The sequence below is a fragment of the Thalassospira sp. SM2505 genome (assembly GCF_054901115.1).
This window is the reverse complement of the sequence record NZ_CM142731.1, coordinates 3,730,457-3,743,266: the sequence shown is the minus strand read 5'-3', so window position 1 is coordinate 3,743,266 and position 12,810 is coordinate 3,730,457. Positions and strand designations below refer to the sequence as shown.

Here is a 12,810-nt window from a genome sequence, read left to right as displayed (position 1 = left end):
ACTGTCAGCGTTGCGACATCTCGTCACTGGTCAACTGACCATCACCATTGGCATCAAGATGTTTGAACATCCGGGCATGGATGGCCTGAAATTCTTCGAGTGACAGGCTGCCATCACCGTTGGTGTCCATCATGACGATCATCATGTCGGGCCCATGCATCCTGCCCGCCATCATGCCAGATCCCATCATCATTCCGGCACCCGGCATGCCGTTACAGGAATAGGCCATATTGCCATAACCTTGTCCTTGCATCATTCCCTGACCCTGCATAGGACCCTGACCACCTTGCATCATGCCCTGTCCGGGCTGTTTCATCATCGGCGAGCCTTGTTGTGCATTTGCCAGACCAATAGAGCCTGCAAGTGCCAAACTAAATACGGTTACTGCGAGAATGTTCTTCATCGATCGTCTCCGGTTTCTGGGCTGGGGTGTTTTCCTGCAAGCTGCCTGAGCACTGATATGAAATGAGAGAACAGGCATCTGCCTAAACCAACAAGGAGAGCCTATCACGGTATGACATCGGGCCGCATTGAGGCCGATCAAAGGGCAAGGATCAGGGATCTGGTGAAATATCGATGTAACTGAGCGCTTGCGCCAAACAACAGCACAGGGATATTGCTAGGCAGAGCAACGATGTCGTCCGTTCAATATCGAAAGATCACATGACCTCTGCATTCCCGGCCCTTCCGATTGATGCCGTCCTGCCCGAATTTTGCGCGGCGCTGGAAACGGGAACCAATGCGGTTTTGCAAGCTCCGCCGGGCGCAGGCAAGACGACCAAGGTGCCCTTGGCGTTGCTGGATGCCGGGTGGCGTGGCGATCAGAAGATCATCATGCTTGAACCCCGCAGGCTCGCCGCCCGGGCGGCTGCGCGCCGCATGGCGCAGCTTCTGGGCGAGGGGGTTGGCGAGCGGGTGGGCTATCGCGTTCGCTTTGACAGCAAGATATCGGCCAGGACCAAAATCGAGGTCGTGACCGAGGGTATTCTGGTCCGGATGATTCAGGATGACCCGGAACTTTCGGGCATTGGCGCGATCCTGTTTGACGAGTTTCACGAACGATCCCTTGATGCCGATCTTGGATTGGCCTTGGCGCTGGAAACCCAAGGGGCACTGCGCGATGATCTGCGCATTGTGGTGATGTCGGCAACCCTTGATGGCGGGCCGATTGCAACGCTTATGGGCGACTGCCCGGTGATTACGTCCGAGGGGCGCGCCTTCCCGGTCGAAACCCGCTATTTCCCGCCCAAGCCCGATAAATGGGGCAATATCCGCATTGACGCGGAAATGACGGCGGCGATCAAAACCGCCCTTCGCGAAGAAAGCGGATCGATCCTTGCCTTCCTGCCCGGACAGGGCGAAATCACAAGGGTCGAGGCGGCATTAAAAGAAGTGGTTGGCAGCGATACCATCATCGCCCCGCTTTATGGCGCAATGGATGCCAAGGCACAGGATATCGCGATCCAGCCGGCATCAGAAGGCAAGCGCAAGGTGGTGCTGGCAACCGCGATTGCCGAAACGTCGCTGACCATTGATGGTATTCGCGTCGTGGTCGATAGCGGGTTGCAACGCCTGCCGCGTTTTGATCCGGCATCGGGCATGACCCGGCTGATCACGGTCAAATCATCGCAGGCAAGTGCCGAACAGCGCCGCGGTCGTGCCGGACGACTGGAGCCCGGTATTTGTTATCGCCTGTGGGCGGAAAATGAACAGCGCGCCCGTGCGCCCTTTACCGCGCCCGAAATTGCCGAGGCCGATCTGGCCCCGCTGACCCTTGAACTTGCGCGCTGGGGGGTAACGGATCCCAAAAGCCTGCCCTGGCTTGATGTACCCGAAGCCGCCAAGATTGATCAGGCGCGCGATATCCTGCGCGGGCTTGAGGCGATTGATACTGACAACCGCATCACCGCCATGGGAACGGCAATGGCGGGGATCCCGGTCCATCCCAGACTGGCGCATATGATGTTGCGCGGCGCGGCCTTGGGGCTTGACCAGATTGCCTGTGCCTTGGCGGCACTGCTTTCGGATCGGGATTTCATGCGCGGGCGCGGGGCGGATTTAAGGTTGCGGATTGAGGCCATCCTGCGCGGTCATGCCCCCAAAATGATCAGCGAGGCCGCCAAGCAACTTGCACGCAGGCTTTCTGATGTGGTGCATCAGGCAAACCTTCCCAAAGGTGAAGGCACAAAGGTTGATCGCGCGGATGAGGTCGGGTTGCTTCTGGCCTTTGCCTATCCCGACCGGATTGGCGAACGGCGCAAGGGGGCCGATGCGCGCTATCGCCTGTCAGGTGGGCGCGGGGGCGTTTTACCCAATGAAGACAGCCTTGCGAATGAGGCCTATATCGCGGTGGCCGAACTGGACGGGCAGGCGCGCGAGGCCAGAATTTACCTTGCCGCCCCGGTGGCGCGGGCAACTCTTGAAACACATTTCGCCGATCAGATTTCCGAAGGCACAGAGGTTTTCTGGGATACCCAATCAGACGCCGTGCAGGCTCGCTGGCAGCGCCGGATCGGGGCATTGGTGCTTGATGAAAAAGCCACCCATGACGAAGCCGATCCCGATGCGATTGCAACGGCGATGATCGAAGGTATCCGCAAGATCGGTCTGCATTGCCTGCCTTGGGACAAGGCATCAGAAGGTCTGCGTGAACGGTTATCCTTCCTGCATCGGGTGGATGGCGATCACTGGCCTGATGTGTCTGATGACGGGTTGCTGGGATCGCTTGAAACTTGGATTGCACCCTATTTGACCGGCATTACCAAGCGCGGGCAGCTTAAACAGATCAATCTGTCCGAGGCATTGCTGGCCGGGATTGACTGGAACCAGCGACAGGAACTGGACCGCCTTGCGCCCACCCATTGGCAAGTGCCGACCGGATCAAACATCCGCATTGATTATAGCGGTGAAAAACCGGCCCTGCCGGTGCGCATGCAGGAAATGTTCGGCGCGACCGAAACGCCAAAGGTCGCCGGAGGCAAGGTTGCCGTGACCCTGCATCTGCTATCCCCGGCCCAGCGCCCGATACAGGTCACAAGTGATCTGGTGGGTTTCTGGAACGGATCCTATGCGCAGGTCAAAGCCGAGATGAAGGGACGCTATCCCAAACATTACTGGCCCGATGATCCGCTTCAGGCGGAACCCACACGCCGGGTTAAAAGCCGGATGTAGGTTCCTGTCCGAAATCAAAGATGACGGGAAATCCAGTCGGCTGCCTTGAGCATGCGGGCATCATCACCAAAGCGACCAATCACCTGCAAGCCAACCGGCATATTGTTCGGGCCAGACAGACCCGGAACGTTGATGCAAGGCACGCCCGAGAACGTCCAGATACGGTTAAACACCGGATCACCCGTGGCGTTGAGGCCAACCGGTGCTTCGCCCGGGGCGCTTGGGCAGATCAGGATATCATAATCCCCCATGGCATCGGAAAGGGCGGTGCGGCTTAGTTTTGCCTGATCAAGTGCCTTGTCATAATCAGATGTCAGAACATTCATCCCGGCATCAAACCGTTCGCGGAACTTTGCGCTGGCCTGATCGGGGTGGTTTGAAACATCATAAAGGCCGGTAAAGCTGACCTCATAATCCATCGCAATGCCATGGGCGCTGGCAAGCGTTGCAAAGATGTCGGGCAGGGTGAAGTTGGAAACCTTCGCACCGGCTTTCCCAAGTCTGGTTGCGGCATCTTCGATCAGTGACTGGGTGGTTGCGTCGGCCGCATCCCATTGCGGCGTCTGGCAAAACCCGATTGTCGGAACGAAGTCGCCGGACTGGTTGCTGATATCAAGTTCGGGGCGTCGTCCAAGGATCGCGGCAAGGAAACCGGCATCCTTCACCGTCCGGGTCATAACCCCGAGGTGATCCATCGATGGCGCGAGGGGACGGATGCCGGTTAACGGCAAGAAACCGTAACTGGGTTTATAGCCAACAACCCCGCAATAGGATGCAGGACGGATAATCGAACCGGCGGTCTGGGTGCCGAGTGCTGCCGGAACATGATAATCGGCAACTGCGGCCGCCGAGCCGCTTGATGATCCGCCCGGAGTTCTGGTCAGATCGTTGGGATTGGCGGTTTTTCCCGGCTGGAAATAGGCAAATTCCGTCGAGACGGTTTTACCAAGGACAATGCCACCGGCATTGCGGATGGTCGCAACGCAGGCTGCGTCCTGTGCCGGTTGATGACCTTCATAGATCGGTGATCCATACCCGGTCGGCATGTCGACGGTATCAATCAGATCCTTGATCCCGATCGGAAGACCCGAAAGCGGGCCAGTGGTGGTCTTGGCGGCAGGGGCGCTTGCCTGTGCCTTGGCGCTGTCGGCATTGATATGCATCCAGGCACCAACATCCCCTTCACGTTCGGAAATGCGTTCAAGGCAGGATGCCAAAAGCGTTTCAGCGGTCAGTTTACCGTCCGAAAGTGCGCTGGCCGCTTCAAGAAGCGACAATCTGTTTGGCTGTGACATCATTGATTGTTCCAGTTTTCAGCCAGCGCACGATAGATACCGACGGCTTCTTCGATCCGCGAGACATAGCAAAACTCGTCGGTCTGGTGGGCCATGGCGGCTTCGCCCGGGCCAAGAATGACGGTTGGGGCAAAGTCATAGGCACGGGTGAAAATCGACGCATCGGTAAAATAGGCCGCAGTCCTGTTTTCAATCGGGCCGTCATGAAGCGGTGCGACCACCTCGAACACTGACTGCATCCACGGATCATCCGGCGATGTCCAGACCGGTTCAAGATTGACCGTCGGGGTCAATGTCACCTCGTCGCCCAGATAGGAGGCCAGCTGTTCAAGAATGACCTCGTTATCCTGACCGGGGATGGTGCGCACATCAATGCCGATTTCCGCACGGTTGGGGACGGAGTTGACGTTAATGCCGCCATCAACCGTCCCAACATTCAAGGTCGCGGGCCCCATCACCGGATGACGGGCGACGTTGAAGTCATAGTCTTCGAGCTTGGTGATCGCGCGCGATGCCTTGTAAATGGCATTGACGCCAAGTTCGGGCATCGAACCGTGCGCGGTGACACCGTCGGTCGTGGCTTTCATCCAAAGCGCTCCCTTGTGCCCGACATAGGGGTAGTTTGATGTCGGTTCGGCAACGACGATGGCACCGGACTTGCCAATCACATCGCCAAGTCCGGCGATATAGGCAGCACCCTCGCAGCCGGTTTCTTCGCCCGCCGTTATCAGAAGAACCACACCGGGACCCTTGGCCAGATCAGGCGCAATTTCAATCACGGCGGCGACAAAGGCGGCGACGCCCGATTTCATGTCGCTTGATCCGCGACCATAAAGTTTGCCATCGGCAATGTCGGCACCAAACGGCGCCATGGACCATTCGGTATGACCAAGCGGGACGGTATCAAGATGACCGGTAAAGCATATCGGGGGACAGGTTTCTGACCCGCCGATCCGCGCAATCAGGTTGGTTCGACCCGGTGCGAAGTCATGATAGGAAATGTCAAAACCATTTTCTGCCAGCAGCTTGCCGACATATTCGACGCAATCCTTTTCAGGATTGACCGGATTGACGGTTTCAAACCGGATGAGTTGACGGGTCAGTTCGACCGCATCAATTTTGGTGTTGGGCACGTTTTATCCCCTGTGTTCCTGATATTTTCAGAAGCGTGTTTCGGTGACTAGCCGAAATAGGCCTCGTGGACTTCCTTGTTTTCGGACAGTTCCTGTGCCGTTCCTTCGGCGACAACACGTCCCTGCGACATCACGTAGCCGTAATGGGCAATGGCCAGTGTTTGATGCACATTCTGTTCGACAAGGAACACTGTGATGCCCTGATCGTTGATCCGCTTGATGATGTTGAAGTTTTCTTTGACAAACAGCGGCGACAAGCCCAGAGACGGCTCGTCAATCAACAGGACCTTGGGGGCCGCCATCAGGCCGCGCCCGATGGACACCATTGCCTGTTCACCGCCCGACATCGTTCCGGCCAGCTGATTGCGGCGTTCCTTAAGGCGCGGGAAAATTTCGAACACCTGATCCATGCGATCTTTCAGGACGGCTTCGGTATTTTCCTGATATCCGCCAAGACGGAGGTTATCGACAACCGTCATTTTCGGGAAAACCTTGCGGCCTTCGGGGATACAGGCAATGCCCGCTGAAATGATCTTGTGGGTCGGAAGCCCGACCAGACTTTGACCATCAATCAGAATGTCGCCGGCACGCGGTGGCGTCAGGCCAAGAATGGCGCGAATGATGGTGGATTTCCCGGCACCGTTTGATCCCAGCAGGCAGGTGATTTTGCCTGCCGGGACCTTAAGCGATACGCCTTCGAGAACATCGGCGGAATCATAGGCCGCGTAGATGTCCCTGACTTCAAGTGCACTTGCAGTGGCCATGATTATTCTCCCCCCAGATAGGCTTCCTGGACAAGCTTGTCCGAGGCGACGTCACGATACGCACCTTCACAAATTTTCTGACCGAAATTCAGGACAATGCATTTGTCTGTCACGCGTTCGATCATGCCCATTTCATGTTCGACCAGAATGATGGACAGGCCATCGATCATTTCGCGGACTTCAAGAATGTCATCCATCAATTCGCGGGTTTCTTCGTGGGTCATGCCCGCCGAAGGTTCATCAAGAAGCAACAGACGCGGATGACTGATCAGGGCGCGGCAAATTTCGATACGGCGACGGTCAATCATGCGCAGGCTTCCGACCGGATCGAACATCTTCTCGGCCAGTGCAGGATCAAAAATCTTCAGAAGCTTGCGGGCTTCTTCGTGATTTTCCTGGATCTGTTCCTTAAGGGCCTTGCGCTGGAAGATATTGAACAGCAGGCCCTGATTAAGGCGCTTGTGGTTGCCGATCATGATGTTGTCAAAGATCGACAATTCAAGACACAGGCGCGAACGCTGGAACGTGCGGGCAACCCCGGCTTCGTAGACTTTCTGGGCAGGCCAGCTTGTGATGTCCTGTCCGAGAAATTCGATGCTGCCGCCATTGGCTTCATAGATGCCGGTCAGCACGTTAAACGACGTTGTCTTGCCCGATCCGTTCGGCCCGATAAGGCCAAGGATCTGGCCATTGGTAAGTTCCATGTCGAACTTGTTAAGCGCAATCACGCCGCCGAAACGCCGGGTCAGTCCGCGAAAGGTCAGTACGGTTTCTTGTTGCTGGGCCATATCAACCTCTCCAGCCTGGAATATATGCGCGCAAACCACGCGGAAGGATGCCCTGCGGACGGAACAGCAGGATCAGGATCATCACGACCGCATAGATCAGGAACCGGTATTCCTGAATGACCTGAAGCTTTTCAGGCAGCAGAACGACAAGACCGGCGGCAAGGATCGTGCCCCACAGGCTTCCCATCCCGCCGAGCAACACGATGGAAACAAGGATCAGTGAGTCCGAGAACGCAAAGTTCGACGGCGCAATAAAGCCAAGCATCATGGCGTACAGCGCACCAGCCGTTCCGGCCAGGAAGTTGCCAAGGGTAAAGGCAACAATTTTCCAGCGTTTGATATTGATGCCAAAGCAGGCCGCAGCGGTTTCATCAAGACGAACCGCATCGAAATTCAACCCGATCCATGACCGTTCAATACGACGCATCAGAACAAAGGTCAGAACCACCATAATCAGCGCCAAAACCACGTAGTTCATATAGAACGAGATTTCGAGGTTTTCGCTGATTTCGATGTTGTTGTTAAAGTCCCAGCCAAACAGGTTCATGCCCGAAACGCCCAGCCCTTGCGGGCCGCCAAGCGTGTCGTTGACCTCAAGGAAGGTACGGAACAAAAGACCAAAGGCGATGGTGACAACGGCGGCATAATGGCCGCGTGTACGCAGAACCGGAATAATCAGCACCGATCCGACAATGGCTGCAATGATGCCGCCAAGCAGGATGACAAGCAGCAGCGGCACGGATGTATCGCCAAGCACAGCTGCGGTATAGCAACCCACCCCAAAGAATGCCGCCCCGGCAAAGTTCACAACACCGGTGAAGCCGAACTGAATGTTCAGGCCGCAACAGGCAATCACATACAAAAGGACAGTCGCGATCATCAGAAGCGGGAAGTGATCTTCGCGGAACCAGAAAACAACGGCAATGGTTGCCGCGATGAAGGCAAAGTTCATCAGCCGTTCATTCCGCGCCAGGCTTTGCGCGATGGAGGCGGTGATGCCAAGTTTGGCACCGCCAAGAACCAGTGCAGCGGCAAATACCAGCAGGGCAAAGATTTCGACCTGTTCTTCAATGGCGATGAAGGTGATCGAAAAGGCAGCAATCACAGCGGCCAGAAGAATGATGACAAGTTTGTCTTTTAACGATTGCGTCATCGATCAGACCCTTTCGCTCGTTTTTTCGGCGATCAGGCCGGTTGGACGCCAGGCGATGATGGCAATAACAACTGCAAACGCGAAAACGTCTTTGTACGCACTGGCAAAGGGCAGGGCGACGGCACCAAGGGTCTGCAATCCGGCAAACAGGAAACCGCCAAGAATGGCGCCATAGATGTTGCCAAGGCCGCCAACGATGGCCGCACTAAAGCCGATAACACCAAGCAACAGGCCCATGCCGAAGTTGATTTCATTGTAGTAAAGGCCGTTCATGACACCGGCAAAGGCCGCCACACCCGAACCCAGCGCAAAGGTCAGAAGCACAATCATTTTGAAATTGATGCCCATGCATTTGGCGGTTTCTTCGTCCTGGGCCACAGCACGGATTGCCAGACCAAGACGGGTACGGTTGATCAGCATATTGACGCCGACAATCACCAGAAGGCCACCGACCAGCAGGATGACGCTGTCGGAACGCAGGGTGAAGGACCCCAGTGACCATGAATCGGTCGGCAGAAGGGCCGGGAAGTGTTTCGGGTTCGAGCCGTCCGGGTAAAACAGACGGATGGCTTCGCGCAGAACCGTGCCCAGCATCAACGTAACCAGCAGGGTATTAAGTGGCGGTGCCGATTTCAGCGGAAGCACCAGATAGCGGGCAATGACAGCACCGAGAATGGCCATCGATCCGATGGAGATAACCAGAACACCGATCAACTGAATGAAAGCGTTGTCGATCCCGATCGCAGTCATGCCGAGATAGGTCGAGAAACCTGCGAAAGTACCGACCATCAAGACATCACCATGGGAGAACTTGATGACATCAAGCACACCGAAAAACAGTGTGAAGCCAACAGCGACAAGGGCATACATCATGCCAAGCATCATGCCGTTAACAACAAACTGACCGAGAAGGCCCACATCCATGGCCAACCTACCTTTTTGTTTTGATTGATTTAAATTGCTTGCGAGAAATGCAATGAGCCCCTTCCTGCCCGAAAAACCGGACAGGAAGGGCCGCATCAGACCGGCTTATTTGCCAGCAAGTTTACGGGCGCCGGTTGCGTATTCGCTGTCTTCCCAGACCACCCATTTGCCGTCCTGGACGACATATTTGGTGATGGCGGCAACGGTGTTCTGACCGTGATCATCAAACGAGATTTTACCAACGATCGAGTCATGACCCTGAATGTCGCCAAGGTATTTGGTCAGTTTTTTGCGGTTCGGACCGACTTCCTCGATACCATCAAGGATCAGGCTCATTGCAGCAAAGGCGAACGGGCCATAGGCTTCTTCGTCTTCGGCAAAACCGGCTGCTTTGTATTTCTCGGTAAAGTACTGGCCACCCGGAAGTTTGTCCACCGGTGCACCTTCAAGGAAGCTGACAACGCCTTCGGAAAGTTCGGTGCCAACGCCTTCGATGAAGGCATCAGACTTGATACCCGATACGCCCTGGAACTGTGCGCTGATGCCAAGCTTTTCCATCTGCGAACGCACGCGGACGCCAAGCGGAACCAGACCACCGAAATAGATGACATCCGGGTTCAGCTGTTTGGCTTTGGTCAGCTCGGCAGTGAAGTCCTGCTGGTCAGCCGGAACACCGAAATCAGCAAGGATTTCGCCGCCATTCTGGGTCAGATACTCGGAGAAGTATTTGTTGTGGCCTTTGCCGTAATCGGTCGTGTCGTGAATGATGACCCAGGTTTTATAACCCTGTTCAGCCATGAACTTTGCTGCGACATCGTTCTGGTTGATCATCGTGCCGTTCACGCGATGGATTTCTTTGTAATCGTTGCCATAGGTGACATCGGGAAGAACAGCACCCCACACCGACATCGGCAGGTTGAATTTGTGATAGATGTCAACAGCGCCCATCGCCACAGCCGAGCAATAGTGGCCAACAAGGCCGATAATCGATCTGTCAGCGGCAACTTTGGTTGCAACCTGAACGCCGACGTTCGGTTTGCATTCGGAATCCATCGCAACTAGTTCATATTCGTACTTGGCATCCGGGTCTGCGTTACGGAGCTGAACAGCAAGCTCTGCCGAGTTACGACCGCCAACACCGATTGCCGATACGCCACCGGTCAGCGGGCCAATGAAGGCAACTTTTACTTTGTCTTTTGCATCGGCGATGCCGGCACCAACCGTCAGTGCCATCGTCAGTGCAATCGCAGAAACGGTCGATTTGCGTAGAATGTTCATCAAGATAAGCCCCCTGTTGGCTTTTTGGAAAACAACTCATACGGAGCCGAATTCGGACTCCGGAGGTTTCGCCAGCCATATCGATGCGAGATTTATGTTCCTTCCCGAACCTGGGTCTTATGACCCGGCCACCTTGTGTACGGTGGAATTCCGACTTAGCCAGCAGAGGCATACTGACCAAGTCTTTCTTATTGGTCAAGTGACTTGACCAATAAGAAAGTAGTTTTACTTAGAGCATGAAAACTAGAAGGTTGGCGGTGTGTTCACCCACAAAACCCTGGTTTCCTTATCGGTCGGATTGCGATAGCCGTGCGGCATTCGTGACGGGAAAAAGAATGAGTCGCCTGGCATCAGGTGATATTCGACACCATCGACATTCAGATCGAGCTCCCCTTCAAGCACATAACCAAGTTCTTCGCCTTCATGGACGATGGTGCCCGAACTGCCGCCACCGGCACGGACAATATGGATCGCGCCAAACAGCAAATGACCGGCGGATGGGGAAACCAGTGTTTCAAGGCCGACACCTTCGCCGGGGCGAATGTTACTGGTATGAAGAACTTGTCGTGTTCCAGCGCGCGACACAATGCTGTCGTTGCTTTCGCTAAACAGGTTGCTGATCGATGTTTCAAGGACAGCGACAATCCTGTGTAGAAGCTGGAGTGATGGTTTGACCCTGTCATTTTCCAGTTTGGACAGAAAGCCTTCCGAGCATTCTACCTGATCGGCGAGATCGCAAAGTCGCATGCCTTTGATCTTGCGTGCATGGCGCAGTTTCGTGCCAATCGAGAATGTAGGATCACTCATTTTTAAATTCCGGTCGTTTTTATATCGTACTGGCTCGCCAGAAATGAATTATTTCCGGGAAACGATCTGTTTTAAAATTTGAACTGTATGTCGCTAATCATGAGCGCGATTTGGATCATTGCGCAAGGCTTCTGACGAGAAATTGTTTCTTGTCGTCTGTTCTTTCTGCCAGCTGGTGCGCTGTTTACCCCGCGAAATCAGTTATCTGACTGCGCGGAGTTGCCGGGGGTAGTGCAACTTTTGCAAGAAATCCCGTTGTTTCGCGTTTGACAGGCAGATTGCCGAGGTTCGATCCTGTCACCAACTAGCCCGGGTAGCTGATTTCAAGGACTTCGAGTTCGTCCTCGCCCGCCGGGGTGCGGAAGGTGACAACATCGCCGACCGTGGCCTTCATCAATGCGCGCGCGACCGGGGAAATCCAGCTGATCTTGCCATTGAGGCTGTCGGCCTCGTCCTCGCCGACGATGCGGATGGTTTTTTCCTCGTCGCGGGAATTTACATAGGTGACAGTGGCCCCAAAGAAGATGCGCGAATGATCGGGCTGTTCTTCGGGGCGGACAACAACGGCATCCTCGATCCGCTTGCGCAGATATCTTACGCGACGGTCAATCTCGCGCAGGCGTCGTTTGCCATAGATGTAATCGCCATTTTCCGAACGATCACCATTGCCCGCCGCCCAATGCACAACGGCAACCACTTCGGGGCGTTCCTTTTTCCAAAGGTGATCAAGTTCGGCGCGCAGCGTCGCAAGACCCTCGGGCGTGATGTAAATCGGTCTGTCCATGCGCGGGTTTTAACCCAACTTGCTCTCTTCGGAAAGATGCAATCAAACCCCGGCAAATCAGGCCGGGCAATTGATGGACGATCGCAATGACCTAAAGACTTTGGCGGTAACGGGCTTCCATTTCCGATTGCGTTTCGTTGGGGCCTTCGCTGTTCATCTGGTCTTTAAGCATCTGTCCCATGGTGGGAAGTTCGGCACGGTCAATGCGGGCATCGGCTGACCAAAGTTCGGAGCGCATGAACGCCTTGGCACAATGCAAAAAGGCACAGGTGACGGTGATGGCAAGGACCGAACGCGGAGCTGTATCGCGTTCGGTAAATTCGGCGCAGAAGTCAGGGTCGGTGACGATCTTGATCGTCCCGCGAATGCGCAAGGTTTCATTGACGCCGGGGATCATGAAAAGCAGTGCAACCTGCGGGTTTTGGGCAAGGTTTCCCAGATTGTCCAACCGGTTGTTGCCGGGGCGATCGGGCAGGACCAGCGTATTATCATCTTTGACATGGACAAAGCCCGGCAATCCGCCGCGTGGACTAAGATCAGGTTCGGCACTGGGTGTCGCGGTTGACAGGATGCAAAACGGCGACAGGGAAATGAACTTCTTGCAGTGGATGTCAAGCTTTTGAAGTTCTTTGGCCTTGGCCCGTGCTCCGACTTCGGGATAGTGCGCCAGGATTTCAGAACGGGGCGTGTCCGGTGACGACATCGTTGCTTCC

12 protein-coding genes are annotated in these 12,810 nt (G+C 55.3%); 1 reads left to right on the top strand and 11 read right to left on the bottom strand.

Translation table 11 applies throughout. From position 1 onward, the window contains the following. Positions 1-4 precede the first annotated feature (4 nt). A complete protein-coding gene (locus ACTU44_RS17585) occupies positions 5-403 on the bottom strand; it encodes an EF-hand domain-containing protein (RefSeq protein WP_114098609.1) in 399 nt (132 codons plus the stop codon). A 260-nt stretch (positions 404-663) separates the two neighbouring features. Here ACTU44_RS17585 and hrpB point away from each other — a divergent pair, with 260 nt between their 5' ends. Then, the gene (gene hrpB / locus ACTU44_RS17580; RefSeq protein WP_114098610.1) at positions 664-3,171 is read left to right on the top strand and encodes an ATP-dependent helicase HrpB; all 2,508 of its coding nucleotides are present in this window, start codon (positions 664-666) and stop codon (positions 3,169-3,171) included. Positions 3,172-3,185: 14 nt separating this feature from the next. Here the strand turns inward: hrpB and ACTU44_RS17575 are convergent, their stop codons facing one another. From ACTU44_RS17575 to ACTU44_RS17530, 10 genes are all read right to left on the bottom strand, one after another. Beyond that, positions 3,186-4,469 carry an amidase gene (locus ACTU44_RS17575; protein ID WP_114098611.1) on the bottom strand — a complete coding sequence of 428 codons (1,284 nt, stop codon included), beginning with the start codon at positions 4,467-4,469 and terminating at the stop codon, positions 3,186-3,188. After that, positions 4,466-5,599: a M20 family metallopeptidase gene (locus ACTU44_RS17570; RefSeq protein WP_220150317.1), complete on the bottom strand. Its 1,134-nt coding sequence runs from the start codon at positions 5,597-5,599 to the stop codon at positions 4,466-4,468. The genes ACTU44_RS17575 and ACTU44_RS17570 overlap by 4 nt, the downstream gene beginning before the upstream one ends. 47 nt (positions 5,600-5,646) lie before the next feature. Beyond that, complete coding sequence (locus tag ACTU44_RS17565) at positions 5,647-6,363, bottom strand: ABC transporter ATP-binding protein (RefSeq protein ID WP_114098612.1); 717 nt, start codon at positions 6,361-6,363, stop codon at positions 5,647-5,649. Between the two features lie 2 nt (positions 6,364-6,365). Next, positions 6,366-7,151 (bottom strand): ABC transporter ATP-binding protein, encoded by a 786-nt coding sequence (locus ACTU44_RS17560; protein WP_114098613.1) that lies wholly within the window; start codon positions 7,149-7,151, stop codon positions 6,366-6,368. Between the two features lies 1 nt (position 7,152). Next, positions 7,153-8,304 carry a branched-chain amino acid ABC transporter permease gene (locus ACTU44_RS17555; RefSeq protein WP_114098614.1) on the bottom strand — a complete coding sequence of 384 codons (1,152 nt, stop codon included), beginning with the start codon at positions 8,302-8,304 and terminating at the stop codon, positions 7,153-7,155. A 3-nt stretch (positions 8,305-8,307) separates the two neighbouring features. Further along, entirely contained in the window at positions 8,308-9,228 is a 921-nt protein-coding gene (locus ACTU44_RS17550) for a branched-chain amino acid ABC transporter permease (RefSeq protein WP_220150318.1), read from the bottom strand. A gap of 105 nt (positions 9,229-9,333) precedes the next feature. Then, a complete protein-coding gene (locus ACTU44_RS17545) occupies positions 9,334-10,506 on the bottom strand; it encodes a branched-chain amino acid ABC transporter substrate-binding protein (protein WP_114098615.1) in 1,173 nt (390 codons plus the stop codon). A gap of 243 nt (positions 10,507-10,749) precedes the next feature. Next, positions 10,750-11,313, bottom strand: a complete 564-nt coding sequence (locus ACTU44_RS17540; RefSeq protein ID WP_114098616.1) for a cupin domain-containing protein — start codon at positions 11,311-11,313, stop codon at positions 10,750-10,752. Between the two features lie 304 nt (positions 11,314-11,617). Beyond that, positions 11,618-12,097 carry a transcription elongation factor GreB gene (gene greB / locus ACTU44_RS17535; RefSeq protein ID WP_114098617.1) on the bottom strand — a complete coding sequence of 160 codons (480 nt, stop codon included), beginning with the start codon at positions 12,095-12,097 and terminating at the stop codon, positions 11,618-11,620. A 91-nt stretch (positions 12,098-12,188) separates the two neighbouring features. Then, positions 12,189-12,800 carry a pyridoxamine 5'-phosphate oxidase family protein gene (locus tag ACTU44_RS17530; protein WP_114098680.1) on the bottom strand — a complete coding sequence of 204 codons (612 nt, stop codon included), beginning with the start codon at positions 12,798-12,800 and terminating at the stop codon, positions 12,189-12,191. Positions 12,801-12,810: the final 10 nt, after the last annotated feature.